The 16832-nt window shown below is 55.7% G+C and carries 17 protein-coding genes; 10 read left to right on the top strand and 7 right to left on the bottom strand.

Going from position 1 to position 16832, the window contains the following annotated elements; translation table 11 throughout:
* Window positions 1–179 precede the first annotated feature (179 nt).
* Complete coding sequence (locus HQL52_12970; protein ID MBF0370358.1) at window positions 180–1175, top strand: hypothetical protein; 996 nt, start codon at window positions 180–182, stop codon at window positions 1173–1175.
* A 13-nt stretch (window positions 1176–1188) separates the two neighbouring features.
* On the opposite strand, the gene HQL52_12975 is transcribed toward HQL52_12970, so the two are convergent.
* Window positions 1189–1329, bottom strand: a complete 141-nt coding sequence (locus HQL52_12975; GenBank protein ID MBF0370359.1) for a hypothetical protein — start codon at window positions 1327–1329, stop codon at window positions 1189–1191.
* Between the two features lie 33 nt (window positions 1330–1362).
* On the opposite strand from HQL52_12975, the gene HQL52_12980 reads away from it, so the two are divergent.
* The 7 genes from HQL52_12980 to HQL52_13010 all read left to right on the top strand — a co-directional run bounded on the left by HQL52_12980 (window position 1363) and on the right by HQL52_13010 (window position 6665).
* Entirely contained in the window at window positions 1363–1854 is a 492-nt protein-coding gene (locus HQL52_12980) for a hypothetical protein (GenBank protein MBF0370360.1), read from the top strand.
* A 336-nt stretch (window positions 1855–2190) separates the two neighbouring features.
* Window positions 2191–3297: a hypothetical protein gene (locus HQL52_12985; GenBank protein MBF0370361.1), complete on the top strand. Its 1107-nt coding sequence runs from the start codon at window positions 2191–2193 to the stop codon at window positions 3295–3297.
* A 121-nt stretch (window positions 3298–3418) separates the two neighbouring features.
* The gene (locus tag HQL52_12990; protein MBF0370362.1) at window positions 3419–3820 is read left to right on the top strand and encodes a hypothetical protein; all 402 of its coding nucleotides are present in this window, start codon (window positions 3419–3421) and stop codon (window positions 3818–3820) included.
* An 83-nt stretch (window positions 3821–3903) separates the two neighbouring features.
* Window positions 3904–4260, top strand: coding sequence for a hypothetical protein (locus tag HQL52_12995; protein MBF0370363.1), 357 nt, complete (start codon window positions 3904–3906; stop codon window positions 4258–4260).
* Between the two features lie 209 nt (window positions 4261–4469).
* On the top strand, window positions 4470–5117 hold the full coding sequence (locus HQL52_13000; protein MBF0370364.1) for a ParA family protein: 648 nt from the start codon (window positions 4470–4472) through the stop codon (window positions 5115–5117).
* Between the two features lie 77 nt (window positions 5118–5194).
* A complete protein-coding gene (locus HQL52_13005) occupies window positions 5195–5863 on the top strand; it encodes a hypothetical protein (protein ID MBF0370365.1) in 669 nt (222 codons plus the stop codon).
* Window positions 5864–6371: 508 nt separating this feature from the next.
* Window positions 6372–6665: a hypothetical protein gene (locus HQL52_13010; GenBank protein MBF0370366.1), complete on the top strand. Its 294-nt coding sequence runs from the start codon at window positions 6372–6374 to the stop codon at window positions 6663–6665.
* Window positions 6666–6692: 27 nt separating this feature from the next.
* Here the strand turns inward: HQL52_13010 and HQL52_13015 are convergent, their stop codons facing one another.
* From HQL52_13015 to HQL52_13040, 6 genes are all read right to left on the bottom strand, one after another.
* Window positions 6693–7577, bottom strand: a complete 885-nt coding sequence (locus tag HQL52_13015; GenBank protein ID MBF0370367.1) for a phosphate ABC transporter substrate-binding protein — start codon at window positions 7575–7577, stop codon at window positions 6693–6695.
* Window positions 7578–7582: 5 nt separating this feature from the next.
* Entirely contained in the window at window positions 7583–9838 is a 2256-nt protein-coding gene (locus HQL52_13020; GenBank protein MBF0370368.1) for a hypothetical protein, read from the bottom strand.
* Window positions 9835–10044, bottom strand: coding sequence for a hypothetical protein (locus HQL52_13025; protein MBF0370369.1), 210 nt, complete (start codon window positions 10042–10044; stop codon window positions 9835–9837). Before HQL52_13025 ends, HQL52_13020 begins: the two co-directional genes overlap by 4 nt.
* Window positions 10045–10273: 229 nt before the next feature.
* A complete protein-coding gene (locus HQL52_13030) occupies window positions 10274–11422 on the bottom strand; it encodes a hypothetical protein (GenBank protein ID MBF0370370.1) in 1149 nt (382 codons plus the stop codon).
* Between the two features lie 40 nt (window positions 11423–11462).
* Window positions 11463–12668 (bottom strand): MFS transporter, encoded by a 1206-nt coding sequence (locus HQL52_13035; protein ID MBF0370371.1) that lies wholly within the window; start codon window positions 12666–12668, stop codon window positions 11463–11465.
* Window positions 12669–12749: 81 nt separating this feature from the next.
* On the bottom strand, window positions 12750–13094 hold the full coding sequence (locus tag HQL52_13040) for a DUF2782 domain-containing protein (protein ID MBF0370372.1): 345 nt from the start codon (window positions 13092–13094) through the stop codon (window positions 12750–12752).
* 112 nt (window positions 13095–13206) lie between these two features.
* Between HQL52_13040 and polA the strand changes: the two genes are divergently transcribed.
* A complete protein-coding gene (gene polA / locus HQL52_13045; protein ID MBF0370373.1) occupies window positions 13207–15993 on the top strand; it encodes a DNA polymerase I in 2787 nt (928 codons plus the stop codon).
* A gap of 317 nt (window positions 15994–16310) precedes the next feature.
* Complete coding sequence (locus HQL52_13050) at window positions 16311–16625, top strand: hypothetical protein (GenBank protein MBF0370374.1); 315 nt, start codon at window positions 16311–16313, stop codon at window positions 16623–16625.
* Window positions 16626–16832 lie beyond the last annotated feature (207 nt).

Genomic DNA, 16832 nt, shown 5'->3' on the forward strand with positions numbered 1-16832 from the left:
TATAGTGCAGGGTCAACCGAAAGTAACGGCTCTGGATGCGGTCAATTCGGCTCCCCCGAAATTGGGACCATGGCTCGAACGCCACTTTCGGCCAGGAGAGGTATGTTCTCTTCTTTTAAACTGACTTCGTCAAACTCACTTGCTTTCTTTTACAACGGACCCCGGGATTATCACTCAAAATGCGGTCTATTCTCCTTTTGGCGCTCTGTTTTGTCACCGGTATCTGGGTACCGGGAGCCGCCTTTGCCCAAGGGGAATGGCCAATCAACTCCTACCGCCTGGAGGGTTCCCAAACCCCGGCCTCCTCCACGGATTGGAACCGGGACGAGGCCCAATGGAACTGGAACCGACCCAACTCCCGGCAATCCTCCGGCCCCCCCTCCACTGCGACCGGTAGCTGGGGATCACCGTCCAATGGCCTCCAAGAACCCACTGCACGTCCCTGGGGAGAGATACCCAAGGACTATGCCCCTGGTATCCCGGCCTACGAGCCAAACGCCCCCTATTCCGAACCTGGCTGGGGTAATTACAACACACCACCCTCTTCCTACGACAGTGGCTCTAATACCGCACATCCATCCGACAGAGGTTCCAGCTATCCCTACAGCAGCGGATCAGCCCCCAGCCACTCTTACGACCAGGGGCCATCTTACGACAACAGAGGATTTGGCGATTCCTATAGCAACAGAGGATCCGGTTTCTACGATAGCAGAGGTTCCAGCCAACCCGGTGGCTATGATACGGAACATTCCTACGGATATCCGTCAGGCAATCCATACGATTACCGTACCGAAAATCCATATGGCTACGGCCCGGAAAATTCTTATGGATCAGAACCCTATCCCGGACACACCTATGCTCCCCGGGAGTCGGAACGATATCCTTCCGGAGAGTATGGCCATTCCCCATTGGGTATGGAATCCAGGCCCGGTTATTACTACGACACCCCCAGCCGGAATTCCCGTTACCCCTCAGGGTCCAGATGGAACGAACACCCTTCCCGGGAACTCAATCCCAACCGACGGGACTCCTATGACAGCCCTCGCAGCTACGATCCCTACGGGGGAGAGGTCAATCCCTGGTGGTTCCCAGGCTCGGAGCGTTCCCAGGTTCTACAATGGTGGCACAATCAAGGGGCACCCTCCACACCAAACCAACGATACCCGGGCTGGTAAGGGAAACGATTATCTACCGGTTACCTCTTCCTCCCTTTTCCGGAGCCAGTGGTTCCTGGCCCTGATATTTTTCAGTCTGGTTCAGCTCTCCCCCCTTCCAGCCCTTGGCGCTACCGATCTCCCGGAATTTTCTGCCAAGGTCACCCGCAGCCACTCCAAAGATCCCAAACAGGCCGGTAAAGGCAAAATGTTTGTCAGTCGTCTGGGTGTACGCACTGAGAGGGTCAAGAACAAAAAACCGCTGGTGATGATTCACCGCATGGATCAAAAGCAGCTCTGGGTTCTCTTTCCCGACAAAAAAGGCTATCTGGAATATCCGAGCGGAGAAATGGGCCGTCCCCCCCTGCCCCACGAAGCCAACAGCCCCTGCAAAACCGATCCCCAAATTTTCTGCAAAAAAGTCGGCAAGGCCAAAATTGCCGGGCGCCTCACCCAGCGATGGGATATTTTTACCAAAAGCACCGAGGGCAAAGGCAAGCGGTGGTTTGCCTCAATGTGGATTGATCCCAAATTGAAAATGGCCATCCGGGAAGAGTATGCCGATGGATTGACGGTGGCCCTGACCCAAATCCAGGAAAAAAAACAGCCCCAGAGCCTGTTTGCAATTCCCTCGGACCACACCCGCCTGAAAAGCCCCGAAGCAACCGCCCAACCGGCTGACTCAAAAAGGAAAAAATAACTCCCTGGGCCTTTTTTTACAGGCCACAGGGGCGGGATGAGATGATCCCCCACACACTCTGATTCCCCTCCAATCAGGCCCTCTTACCCCCACTTCGGCTCTGACTTCCCAGCTCTCGGATACCCTGTTCAGAGCCCCTGGATCAAGTCGCCAAGATAAATTTAATGGCCGAATTATGTTGACTCCAGTCCAAGATCCATATATTAGACTTTCATTATATTGGGTTCCTTGTCCATAGCTCATGCTTGCTGGTAAAGTTCCCTGGGGGACGAGTGGCAGCATTTTTTCAACAATCGATCAGCCATCCCGATAACCGGTTACGCCATATTCGATGCCATGATCCTATTTTTTTCTCAGCCCAGGCCCACAGGAGTTGGCAAACGCCTCTCCCGGTCGGCAGGAAAACTGACCATCGCTCTGACGGTCGGCTTTTTCGCCATAGCCGGTGCCCAGGCTCAGGATATGCAGGAAGACTCCCGCATGGGACAGCGGTTCGGCCAGTTTATGGGCTCCTTCATGCAGGAGATGCAGGGTTCTCCAAGCTCCATCTCTCCTGCCATGTCCCCTGGCTCCATGTCGCCGGGAGCCATGCCCCAGGAGATGGCCACCTCTGCCATGGGCTCTTCCAGCGGTGGCCCCTCAACCAACACGCCTTCCACCACCGCCAGCGCCCCCATGGAAATGGCTGCTGCCGATATTCCTCAAGAGCACTCCCCTACCCAGGAAAAAAAATCCACCTCCCGGCAACGCACCACCTCCGGCTATCTCTATGACCCATGGGGATCGGGACACGAATGGGATCCCTTTCTGGACTACGATCCCTGGGGAGCCAACAGCTGGCAAGAGGGTGGAGAGTGGTGGCGCAATCAAAACAACCGCTACAACAGCCGACCCTTCGGTTACAACGGTGACTATTCAAGACCCTACAGTCACAACGACTATTCAGGGCGCTACGGTCACAACGACTATTCAGGGCGCTACGGTCGCAACGACTATTCGAGGCGCTACGGCAACAACGACTATTCGAATCGCTACGGTGGCTACGACTATTCCAGACGCTACGGTAGCACTGATTATTTTAACAAATACGGCAACCGCAACTATTCGAGACGCTATGGCGGCTACGACCAACCGGGACGCTACAGCCAGACAGAGCCTATCAGCCCCTATGACACCTATGGCGGTGAAGGCTTTGACGACAGCGATCCCTTGCTGGGCCCTTCCTACAACTCCTGGAACGAACACTCCAGTGATCAGTATGGATACGGCAGCGGCATCCCGTGGCGGGACAGATTCTACGGTAATGACCATAATACCTGGGATTACAGGGATCACCGTTCCAACCGGAACGGCTGGGGAGGATGGGATCCTTGGGGGTTCGGATCGCCTTTTGGTGGCAACAGCTGGCCTTGGGATCGGGGATTTGGCAACGGGTGGTGGTAAGTCGATCCACACCCCCTCCTCCCCCTCAGTGGAAGCTTGATCTGTTTTTTTTCTGTGCGATAGTGGTTTTCTGGTATCGTATCTTTAATGAGTAAGACGACCTAATCTTAAGGAGATCATCATGAAAAAATCGGCTCGTATGCTGACCATCGCCGCCTTGCTGGGTGGTGCCACTCTTTTGGTCGCCGACCAAGCCGAAGCATGGGGGGGATGGGGCCCCTGGAATAACGGCTGGGGCAATAATAACGGTTGGGGCAATAACAACTGGGGCAACAACTGGGGCAACAACGGCTACGGTAACGGCAGCGGTCGTGGGAATGGTTCCGGCAAATTCAACTTCAGCATGGGCGGCGACGTCGATGGCTGGGCTGACAACGGCTGGAACAATGGCTGGAACAATCTCTGGAACAACAACAACGGCTGGAACAATGGCTGGAACAACGGCGGCCCTTGGGGTGGTGGTCCTTGGGGTGGCGGTCCTTGGGGCGGCAGCCCTTGGGGTGGTGGTCCCTTCAACTGGTAGGATTGACGCCACGGGCCAATCACACACTCAAAGTTGATCTGATCTTGTGTTGATACATCCTTGACCTCTCGGGGGAAACTGACATGAAAAAAACATTGAGCGCATTGGCACTGGCGGGCCTGTTGGGAGGCGCTGTTCTCCTGACCGCCGGGGAGGCTTCGGCCTTCTGGTGGCCCGGCAACAATTGGGGTGGTCCCGGATGGGGCGGCTATCCTGGTGGTTGGGGTGGTTATCCTGGTGGTTGGGGTGGTTATCCCGGCTACGGCTATGGTGGCTATCCAGGCGGTTGGGGTGGTTATCCCGGCTACGGCTATGGTGGTTATCCCGGCTATGGCTATGGTGGCTATCCAGGCTACGGTTATGGCGGCTATCCCGGCTATGGTTATGGCCAGCCTCTCCCTGCCACACCGCCTGCTACCTCGGCTCCAGCTACGGAATAAACTGGAAACTTTCGGGTTTCCCGTACTGAAACCCAACCAGGCATGAGTAGGGGGGGCGAGCTTTTCGCCCCCCTTCTCTTTCCTGATGTGTCATCACGCTCACTTGATCATTATCAAAAAATGGCGTACTAATTTATAGGTTTAGGATCCAGGGTAGTTGAGTGCGTTCAGGATCCGAACAGAGGGAATCCAACTTTCCCGGGAAACTTATGGTCACCGTTATCGGAAATCTGAAAGGCGGCTGCGGTAAAAGCACCATCAGCTTCAATCTGGCCATCTGGCTGGCCATGGCGGAGGTGGATGTCATTACCTTCGACCTGGACCCCCAGGCGACCCTGAGCGATGCCGCCGAAGTACGCAAAGAGATGGGTGTGAAACCCGAGGTTCGGGTCTTCAGACCTGAAAGCGATCCGGACAAGGTGTTCAAGGAGCATCCGGGCGAAGTGCTTGTGGATGTGGGCGCTTCCAACCTGTGGGCCATGCGCCAGGCGATCTCCATGGCGGGCCGGGTGTTGGTGCCTGTACCTCCGAGTCAGGCGGATGTCTGGTCCACAGCACGGTTTCGAGATATGATCCTCGAAACAGTCGGCAGCAAGCCGCTGCCCGAAATCCTGCTTTTTGTGAATCGTGCCGATACCCACCCCGGATTGAAGGAATCGGACGAAACGGAAGAGGCGCTGACATCACTACACCACGTGAAGGTGCTCAAAACCCGGATTCGGCAGCGCACCGCCTACAGGCGTTCCTTTAGCGAGGGACGGAGTGTTTTTGAAATTTCCAAACGCTCCAAAGCGACCCAGGAGTTTCTGCAACTGGCCGCCAAGCTCTATCCCGATTTAGCTTCGGGAAAGAAGTGATGAAGCAGGTGATTCCCACGAAAAATATGGGAAAACAGTGATGAAGCAGGCGACTCCCAGCAAAAAGGGTATACCCCATGTCGGATAATTATCATAACGTCAATCACTCCCACGAGGATATGCAAGGCGGCTTCGGCAGCCATGCGGACTGCAACAACTGCTTTTCCTCCATCCTCGGGGACTTCACCCAAAGCTTCGATAAAAGCGCCAAGCGTTGGGAACTGATCGTCTATCCATCCCTTTTTGCTTTTATTATCCTGGCGATGTATGGCTTTTTCCTCATCTATAGTCTCACCCAGGATATTCGCACCATGGCGGTCTCCATCGACCCCAAAATGGGCCGCAACATGGGTAGCCTCTCCCTCTCCATCAAGGATCTTTCAGATAATGTGGAGCTGATGAGCACCCATCTGGAATATATCAGCGACAACATGGAAACCATGTCCGTGGATATGCAGACCATGTCTGAAAGTATCACCCACATGACCGAAAATGTGGGAACCATGGACAGCAATATTTCCACCATGACCGGCGTGATGCAGTCTGTCTCGGTCAACATGGACTCCATCAACGGCACCATGACCGAAATGAACACCGAACTCTCCTCCATGGGCCCCATCACCACCAATCTCACGTCTATGAATCAAGCCATCCAACACATGACCGCCTCCATGGGCCGCATGGGTTACGATGTCAATCATGCCGCACGCCCCATGAGCTTCATCAACCGCTTCATGCCCTGGTAGCGGCCTAAAAACTCCCGTCGGACCCTCTATTAAAGGCTGATTCTCGTCGGCGACGGGGAGTTGTTTCCTTGCTGCTCCTTGCACAGAGAAGCATGGTTGATACCTGTCCTTGTTGCCATCATTATTTATTAAACGGTTGCTACATGTTGTGCAATGACGGAAAGGGAGTGGTGGGCACACAAAGCGTGCCCACCCTACCGACTCAGGATAGCCTGTAATACCACACCCACCCCCACCATCCCTTCACAAAGAATGGTCGTCGTTGGCCGTGCCATGCTTCTGAACCTTTTCCATATACCACCAACTTTTATATATATTTCAATATGATGCAGAAACACACATTAAACAGAACAAAACAAAAACTGCTGCCACACCCCCAAACAACGTTGATATTGTGGATTTTTTTCGCCTAAAGGAGTTTTACCTTTTCATACGTCTTCATACGTCCTGAATTTGACTCTCTAATCACTATCAAGTGATCATCATCTGCATCAAAGAATGGTGCTGTGTGATCGGAAAAAAAAATGGTGTGACGGAGAAAACGATGGACATCCTACCCCTGATCAAATTCCTTCTTGAAAAAAAGTCTCCTCTACCCATGGCGGTCCTTGGGTTAATCGCCTTGGGTATTCATGCCGCAAGCCCTATGGCAACCACCAATAGTGAGCTGTTTTTCCTTCTGATTATCATCCTGATTGGGGCAGGTATATGGATTCTTGAAAAATTTTCCGGCCTTAAACGTGACCAACCGGCGACCTCGCACACTATGTCGGAGGAAGAGCAGAACGGATCATCGTCATAGATGAAAAAGAGGAGACTCAACCAAAACTCAGGGGTTAATGGTCACGTAGCCTTCCGCTTTCAGTCTGGCCTGCCCTTCTGTACCGACGACCCACATCAAAAAACTTTTGAGCACCCCTTCAGGCTCTCCCAACGTATACATGTAGAGGGGTCTTGCCAGGGGATAGGTTTTGTTGCGGATGGATTGGGCTGTAGGTGGAATGCAGGGACCTTGGTCGGTGGCCAGGCAGAGAGTTTTCAGTTGATCGCCTGTAACATAAGCCATGCCGCTATAGCCAATGGCGCAAGGAGTGGAGCTCACCTCTTTGATGACAGCGCTGGCACTGCCTACCGTATAGCGCTCTGGATGGAAGTGGCGACGCTTGCCCAGGATCGAATGTTTGAAAAAGCTGTAGGTTCCGGAATTGTTTTTACGGCTGATGCGCTTGATCTCCTGCCCCTGGCACCCAGGCACCGATACCTCCAAATCCGCCCAACTAGTGAAGCTGCCTTTTTTATCAAAAATTTCTCTCAATTGAGAGACACTGATGCCATTCAATGGGTTGTTTTTGTGAACAACAATGCCAACGGCATCAAGCCCCACCACAAGCCCCATGGGGGGTTTGCGGGAACGTTTTCGAACCAGCCGGGCCTCTTTTGGCTTCATGGGACGGCTGGAGTTGGCAATCTCCACATGACCGTTGATGAGGGCGGCAATGCCGTTGCCGGAACCACCACCATACACCTCCAGAAGCACGCTGGAATCAACCTCGCCAAACCCTTCAGCCCAGGCCCGCACCGCCTTGATCATGGTGTCTGAGCCCTTGTTGCGCAGCACCTGCACATTGGGGTCGGAAAAAGCATGGGCACTGGGGCTCTGAAAAACCAACACCCCAACCAGGCCGGAAAAAAGCAGGGATCGCCACCCCGTCAAGGCCCTCATCCTGCCACCACCAGACTCTCATCTTCCAGATCACAGGCGATTACCCGGGCAAAAGCCCCGTCGGTTTCGCTGGTAAACTCCTGGGAAACGATCCAAATCTGGGTGAGTTGATCGCTGATTCCCGGCAAAGCCTCCACCGCCTGCCGGAAGCGTTGCCGATCAAAAAAGGCAAAGGGCTCATCCAAAATCATAAACTGCTGCCCCTCAATGGAGCGGGCTACCAACGCCTGGGCCAGGGCCATACGCACCGCCAACATCAGCTGCAAACGCGCTCCCGTCGAGACCTCTTCCAGGTGTACAAAGTCATCCTTGCGGGTGGAAAAGGCCTGTACCCGCATGGAATCATCGATGCGCAGATGCTGGTAGCGGTTGCCGGTAAAGAGAGGGGCTGACTTGGAGATAAAACGCCTGAGTTCCTGATTGAAGGTTTCCGACATGCCCAGGCAGGTTTCGGCCAAGAGGTGGCGGGCCAGATTTCGCACTTCAATGTCATGTTTGTTTTGGGCGATAATCTCTTCCAGGGCTTGAATACGCTCCCGCAAAGAGCGGTCTTCAGCTCGTCTGGCCTCTTCGTTGGCGATCTCCCGGTCCAGCTCGGCAATCCTGCTGCGAATCTCCTTGAGAAGCCCTTCCCGTGACGCCACCCCTGCAGCCAGCTCTTTACGGCAGGTTTCGTTTTGGCCGTCAAAGGTGCCCCGAAGCAGTCCGAGCTTGGCTCGAAACTGCCCTCTTCCCTCGGGATTTACCAGAGGGCGGCCATCGGTCTCGGACCATTGCTGAAGGTCGTTGGCCCAGGGGCTGTTTTCCAGCTTGGCGAGAAGGGCCACCCGTTTTTGCAGGGGTTGGGTGCTGGCGGCATCAATCACCCGCACCTTGTTTTCGTTCTCCTGAGTCTGCTCTTCGATCACCGCCAGAGCGGCTTCGCTCTTGGCAATCCGGCCCCGAAATTTAAACACCTTGAGCAGACTCATGATCGTGAACAGACCGAGTCCCCCACCCGCCACCATCAGCAGGAGGCCGGGGGCCATGGCTGGCAAAACAGTTTGCAACGATTGGGAGAGAAGCTGTGAAAGGCTGAAGTCGGGCATAAATTGCAGCAATCCCCAACCGCTCCAGGCGATCAGCGCCAGTACCAAAAATAATTTGGTCGCCAGGGCACTGCGCCCACGGCTTTTTTGGCTGGCCTTTATTTCAGCCTCCAGGGGGGCCACTTCAGCAGCCCGAGGCAGACCGTCCCGCTCCTCGGAGAGCCCCTCCTCCCCCTCTTCCCCCAACCACCACCCCAGCCACTCCCGGGTGGTCTGCACCTGCTCCAGCAGGTTTTCTCCCGATTCGACGCGCGCCTCCACCCCCCCAAGCCAGCTATCCAGCTCCCCGCCGATGGTCACCGGCAACTCAGCCGGGCCACTCTCAATCACCGACAGCAGGGCCCCTTTTTTGGCTTTGAGGTCATTGATCTGGCCCCGCCACTGGTCGAGGGTGGTCTCCTCGCCACAAGCGGCCAACCCCAGAAGCGAGCCACTCACCCCGTTACCGGCATTTCGCAATCCCACGGAGAAGGTTTCCAGATTGTCGATCTGGGAGATCTGCTCCGACTCGTCGGCTTTTTCCCGGGCGTTGCGGGCTTGGAGTTCAGCCAATGCCTCCTCTTGAACGTTGAGCACCCCCAACCGATCCTGACAGGTTTTGCGCTCCCCTTGGGCGGTGGCGATATTTTCCTCAGCGGTGGTGATCTCTCCCGCCAGATCATCCGCCAGATTTTCCAGCACATCCACCCCGGCCAAGGCCTTGATGGTCTCTTCCCGGATGGGCTGCACCCCCCCCGGCCTTTGAGCCAGATAGAAGGTATCCACATAACCGTTAAAATCGGTCCCTCCCAGCCGAACCATCGCCTCGGCTACCCCATCGACCCCCTGGGCCAGGGACTCTTCCGACCCCATGGGATGCAGTGTGGCCTCATGCTCCCCATCGGCGGAGAGATGGCGGATAACGGAATAGTCCTGGCCGTCCCGACCGACAAAATCGACCTGTACCCGACCCCGATGGGCATCCCATTTGACCGCCTTTTGCAGATGTTCGGCCTCCAGCACGAAGGTGCGTCCGAAGAGCGCCAGGCAGATGCTTTCCACCACAGCGGATTTTCCGGATTCGTTGGCACCCTTGATGGCGATGCCACCGGTTTCAGGCAGGTTGGTGAGTTCCAGGCGGGTAAATTTGAGGATATTTTCGGCAAAAACGTTGCGAATAATCACGAGCCCGACCCTCCAGCAGCGGTTTTTCCACTCTGTGACAGCCGCCCCTCCACAAACGCCAGCACTTCATCGTGCAACGCGCTGTCAAAGGTGGGGTCGAGTTCCTTCAGCCGCTTGACCTCCTTGGCACACAGGGATTGGAAGGCCGTCTTGGGATCTTCCACCTGAAATCGTTCAACACCTTCCGCAATATTGGCTGTCGTCATCGCGCTCACCCTATCCTCAAAGTCTGCTTGATTCTCCAGCCACCCCCCCCCGGAAGGCCTTGCCCTTGCCACATCCCCTACTTTATATAGCATTTTGCCCTTTACCGATCAATCTCGGTGAAGCCCTTATAAAAAAATTCACCCTCTCCACCAATCCCGGCAGCACCCCCTGTTTTTTCCAACGTTACCCCCACCAAACCGCTGTCACCCAACCGGACACCCCTCAAACCTACACCACCCTGACCGGTGCAAAGCCATTGCCGGGCTCACGAAAATTGGTCACCTGCCCCTGATAGAGACGGGCGGCAACCCCCAAAACCTGGTTGCGATAGACATAAAGACGCAGGTCGGTTTTCATCTCCCGCCCACTCTCCGGACATGGCGTCAACGAGGGGGGCACCAACCGCTGCACCAGGGTCTCTTCCGGGGGCAGGGTTTTATAACGTTTTCGCGTCATTTTGCCCCCCAGCAGCACCCCTCTGCTACCGTGGGAGGTGACTGGTTTCAACACCCATTGACGGCGCTCGGCCCAAAGCTGATCGGGTTCAAAATCAGCCAGCAGCCGGCTTTCAGGCACCACTTCGGTCAACTCGGCGATCACCTTGTCAGCCACCCCCAGGGATTTGAGCTGCCCGGCATCGGACCAGATAATCAAACGGCGTTTATCCCCCAACAGCCCATAGGCCCTGGGGTTGGGGCTCAAGCAGACTTTTCGGGCCAGATAGGCCTCACGCAGCCCGGCCAGCTCCGGGGTTTCCAGATAAAAATCACAGTGGCGGTTATAGACCATATCCACTCGATTATCCCGATGCCATACCCCTTCAGCCCCCATTTTCAAGCGGCTGGGATCCACCACCACCGAGCGCACCCCGTCGTGCCAGAAAAGCCCCTTCAACGCCTCCATCTCCCCATAAAGAAACTGCTTTTCAGGGGCATCATCCATAATGGCCACCATTCGGGGCAGAGGCTCACGCCCCTGACTGAAGAGATTCATCTCCTCTTCAAAAGAGCTGAGCATCCGCCGCTGATGACGGGATTGGGCCTGAAAATGGTGGGCGGAAAAATGGGGGCCTGCCGGAAATCCGGGAAAATGGGCCCGATAGGCAAACAGGCCACCACCGGCATTGGTATTGACCTCGATCAGGCGGGGGCCATCATCGGTGAGGTGAAAATCATAGCCCATCATCACCGCGTCGTGGCCGGGGTCAAACCGGGCCACCTCAGGCAAGGAGGCATCCACCAGCTGTCGATAGCTCTTTAGCCCCTGAACGTGAAAAATATGGCGCACACAACGCACCATCGCCCCCAGCTGATGCCGGGGAAGCAGGACGCCACAAGGGGCCAGGCCCCGACGATCCTCAGAAATGGATTCCGTCATGGGGAGTCACCTTTGGAATGGATATCCGAAAAAGAACAGATCATGCCCCGGGGCCTTTGGCTTGGGTATCGACCATGGATGGAGCCAGAGCTGTCACCTGGGCGGCGGCATCGAACCCGGCGCAGGAACGCAGGCTGGCAAAAATGCCCAGAGCGGCGGCCGCGGCCATCAGGGCAAAGAGTTTTTCCGCCCCCACCAGATCGAACAGGTAGCCCGAAAGGACCAGCCCCCCGCCCCCACCGATCCCGAAGGAGAAGGCCGAATACCACGCTTGGGCTGTGGCCCGGGAGTGCACGGGGGCCATTTCGAAGGTGCGGCGTACGGCGGCGATATGGAACGAAGCAAAGGTGGCTGCGTGGAGAATTTGCCCCAACACCAAGAGGGGCCAATAGAGGGTGAAGGCGTAGATCCCCCACCTGAAAAAGGCCAGCCCCAAAGAGCCAGACAGCACCAGCGCCAGACCAAAACGCCTGAGCAGCTGTTTGGACCAGAGCATCACCGCCACTTCCGCCACCACCCCCAAGACCCACAAAATGCCGATGGCGGTTTTGGAATAGCCATGATTTTGCAGGTGGATGGACATAAAACCGTAATAGGCCCCATGGGAAAATTGCATCAGGAGGGTGGAAAAATAGAACCACCGCACCCGAGAGAGGGAAAAGAGCTTGGGCGGGACTTGCTGGGAGGCGCTCCGGGGAGGGGGTTGAAAAACCGGCAGTGCCAGGGTCAACAGGGCGGTCAAAAAGAGCAGAGCCGCCAAAATCGGCAGCACGGGCGCCATCCCCCAACCATCGATCACAGGCCCCATGCCCAGTGCCAGGACGATAAACCCCACCGATCCCCATAGCCGAATCCGCCCGTAATCCCAGCCTCGCCGGGTGACGGTCTCCATGGTGGTGGCTTCCACCAGAGGCAGGGGACCGGCGTGAAAAAAACTGAAAATGATGGTGGTAAAGATCAAGAAGGGAACGCTGGAACCGGCAAAAAAGAGGCAAAAGGCCACAAAAGTGGCGAAGGAGGTGGCCACGGTGACCCGCTGCCGGGAGCTGCCATCGGCCAAGCGACCCCATACCGGCGGCCCCAGCACCTTGATGCCCAGCGCCAGGGCCATCAGCCAGCCGATGGCTTGGGAGTCCGCCCCCAGGTTGGCCAGATAGAGGGGCCAATAGGGTATCCACACCCCCAAAAAGGCGAAAAAGAGGGCGTAATAACTCCCGAGAACCCCGTAGATCATTCGACGACGCATACCCACCGATTCCCGGGGACACCGCCCCAGGCCAATGAAAACGTTTAAAAAACAACGAACCGGAAGGCGCGCAAAGGGGTCTCAAAAACGACCCAAAACCCATTGGGGCACAATCAGGCGGGAGCGATAACCCATAAAATGGCTTTCAAACAGACCGTCGCCGTTGGTATCAATGAGATAATAGGGCACGCCGCCAAATGGAATGACTTCATATTGAAAAATCGCGCCGTTGGTGATGAACTCCAGCACTTGGTTACCGGCGGCATCCTCATATTTGCGGATGACTGTTTCCGGGCCGGGAACGTCCGGATCGACATCTTCCCGCAACTCGGAAATCAGGGGGCCTTTTTGGGGGACTTCATATCCCCCCTCCTTCACCCCGTCCGCTTCTGTTTCACTGGAAAAGGCGGGCTGGGGAACAATCATCCATGCCAGGGCCAATATCACAACCCCGGCCCAGACCGGCCAGAGCCGATTTGGGGAGATTGCGGATGGGCATGGCTTTCCAAGCGCGCCAGCAAGGGTTATCATCTGCCTCATGTCCGACTCCCGTTTATTCCTGTTTGATGGTTCCGGCTATTTCTACCAGGCGTTCCACGCGGTACGGAACCTCTCCCGCCGTGACGGTTTTCCCACCAACGCCATTTTCGGCTTCCTGAAAATGTTGCGCAAGGTGCTGGACCAACACCAGCCGGAATATCTGGCCATGGTGTTTGATGTCAGAGGTCCAACCTTCCGCCACAAGCTATACGAAAATTATAAAGCCCACCGCAAGCCCATGCCGGAGGAGCTTCGTCAGCAGATCCCCATTATCAAGCAGATGATGGATTGTCTCAACATTCCCCAGTTCGAATTACAGGGCTATGAAGCCGACGACATCCTGGGCACCATGGCCCGCGCCGCCGAAGCCCGGGGCATGGAGGTGATTATCGTCACCGCTGACAAGGATCTCCTACAGCTGGTCACCCCCCAAGTGACCATTCTCGACCCCAAGCAAAATCGCTTTTTAAAGCGGGCCGAAGTGGAAGCCAAGTGGGGCGTTCCCCCGGAGATGGTCCCCCAGGTGATCGCCCTGTGGGGAGATACCTCTGATAATATACCAGGGGTGCCGGGGGTGGGACAAAAAACCGCACCCAGGCTGCTCCATCAGTATGGCGATCTGGATGGACTCCTGGACAATATTCCCCGCATCAGCCAGCCCAAACTGCGCAAAAATCTGGAAACCCATATCGAACAGGTGCGCCTCTCCCTTTCTCTGGGCACCATCAACTGCCAGGTGCCCATTGAATTTGACCTGGAAAAACTAAAAAGCCAAGCCCCCAACTATGATCCTCTCCGGGCGCTCTTTGTGGAGATGGAGTTTACCGCCCAGGTGCGGGCGCTGGATCAGGAGCGGGCTCTGCTTGGGGGTTCAGCTGCATCCGGGCCTGAAGGTGAATCCAGCCTGGGGGGAGATACTGGGACCGATCCATCCGACCCGAAGGCAACACCTGCCAGCCCCTCAGTGGAAGCTGAAAATAACTATCGGGCCATCACCTCGGAAGATGATTTTGAGCTTTTTCTGAAGGAATTGAAGGGGCAGGATCAATTTTCCTTTGACACCGAAACCACCGGCACCGACCCTACCCAGGCCGAACTGGTGGGACTCTCCTTCTCCTGGCAGGCACGACGTGCGGTCTATCTTCCGGTAGCCCACACCCCCGAGGCCGCACCCGATGGACAACTCAATCGCGAGCGGGTGCTCCAGGCGCTGAAACCCATTTTGGAAAATCCCGAGATCGCCAAAACCGGGCAAAACATCAAATATGAGTATGTCCTCCTCCGCCAATACGATATCACCCTGGCGGGTATTGCCCGGGATACCATGCTCTTCTCCTATCTGATTTATGGCACGGCACGGCGTCACAACCTGGATGCCATCGCCCTGGAGGAGTTGGGACGCACCACCACGACCTTTAAAGAGGTGGCTGGCGTCGGCAAAAAGCAGCTCCGCTTTGATGCGGTCCCCCTGGAGCGGGCCACCCCTTACGCCTGTGAAGATGCCGATGTCGCCTGGGAAGCCGCCGAAAAGATGGCCCCTCCCCTGGCCGCCATTCCCGAAGTATTGAAACTCCACGATGAGATGGAGCTGCCGCTGATTCCGGTGTTGGGGGAGATGGAGCGGGCCGGGGTGCTGGTGGATCGGGAAGCATTGGCGGAAATGTCCGTCGATTTTACCACCCGACGGGAAGCCCTGGTGGCGGAAATCCACGAGCTGGCCGGAGAGCCCTTCAACGTCAACTCCACCCAGCAGCTGGGGCAGATTCTCTTTGAAAAGCTGGGCATCAAAGGGGGCAAACGAACCAAGACCGGCTTTTCCACCGATGTCAGCGTGCTCACCAAGCTGGCGGACAAGGGCCACGAAATTCCTGCCCGGGTGTTGCGTTATCGCAGTCTCACCAAACTCCAATCCACCTATACCGACGCCTTGATGGCATTGATCCACCCCGAAACCGGACGGGTGCATACCAGCTACAACCAGGCGGTCACCCTGACGGGTCGCCTCTCCTCATCAGATCCCAACCTGCAAAACATCCCCATCCGCACCGAGGAGGGACGTGCCATTCGGGGCGCTTTTATCGCTCCCAAAGGGTGGCAGCTTCTTTCAGCGGACTACAGCCAGATCGAACTGCGGCTGCTGGCCCATTTGGGCAAAGTGGAACGGCTGATGGCGGCCTTCCGGGAAGGGATCGATGTGCATTCCGCCACCGCCTCGGAGCTGTTTGACACCCCGGCCGATCAGGTGAGCGACGATGAGCGGCGCATGGCCAAAACCATCAACTTTGGCCTGATCTATGGCATGAGCGCCTTTGGCCTGGCCAAACGCCTGGAGATCAACAACTTCCAGGCCAGGGACTATATGGACCGCTATTTTCTCCGCTATCAGGGGGTGCGGGAATATATGGATCACGCCATCGAAGAGGCCCGCCGCAAGGGTTATGCTGAAACCCTCTGGGGCCGACGCTGCCGTATTCGGGATATCGAAAACACCAACCGCAATCTGCGTGAATTTGCCGAACGCACCGCTATCAATGCCCCCCTGCAAGGCTCTGCGGCAGATTTAATCAAGATCGCCATGATCCGCCTTCACAAAGCCCTGAATCAGGGAAATTTCAAGAGCCGGATGATTTTGCAGGTCCACGATGAATTGGTTTTGGAGGTGCCCGACGAGGAGCTGGAGCGGGTAAAACCAGTGATTCGGGAAGCGATGGAAGGGGCTGCGAGCCTGTCGGTGCCGTTGGTGGTGGATATCGGTACGGGTTCCAACTGGTCCCAGGCCCATTGATTCTGCCTGTTTATTTTATAGCAATTCAAATCAAGAATTGGACATATGCCGCTACACTTTTGCCGTCATTCCCGCGAATGCGGGAATCCAGGGAGTCTGGCGCAAATTTTTCCAAATTTTGCATAACTTTCAGCAAAACACCGGCCTTTCTTGAAGATTTGGTTTTTCCTTGAGGGCAATGATTATCTCCCTGGATCTCCGCCTTCGCGGGGATGACGAGTCAGGGAAGAGTGTCCAATTCTGAGATAGAACTGCTATAAAACAAAACAGCTCAATACAATCACATTTCTCGAATACATTTTTTCGGGAGACGAAAGATGAGTGGTGGAAACTGGTCGTTAAGCCCTGCCAATTGGAATCCAGACAGCACTGTTTTATATTTTCTTCCAGCTATTCTGGCATTGATCGCACCATCCATCATTTGCGGTTTTCAACACCATTTACTTTCAATCATATCGAGCCTTGTTGGATGTTTGGTTGTGATTGGCATCTATGGAGGGAACCTGTTAACCGTACCAGCCGTGATCGTCATCGCGCTCGAAGGGTGGGGTTGTTTTAAAGAGTGGCTTCTCGAAGGAAACGAAGAAACTGTCTTTCTGATCAATCAACTACGGTCATTGTTTACAGTCTAAACATCCAGGCTTTCCCGTTCGTCCCCCTTGATCCATTCGCCGCAGCCCGTCAGACGGCCCTGTCAATCCGTTCCCGAAATGGTTTGCAACCACGAAAGATAGGGTTTGGCGGGTTGTGGTGCTGGTTTCATGCCTGGGTTTCTGACGGGTAGACACGGAAATTTGTAAAATCCCGTTTTATAACGGGATGTTGTGCAGGTTATCCCC

Source organism: Magnetococcales bacterium, assembly GCA_015232395.1.
GTDB lineage: Bacteria > Pseudomonadota > Magnetococcia > Magnetococcales > JADFZT01 > JADFZT01.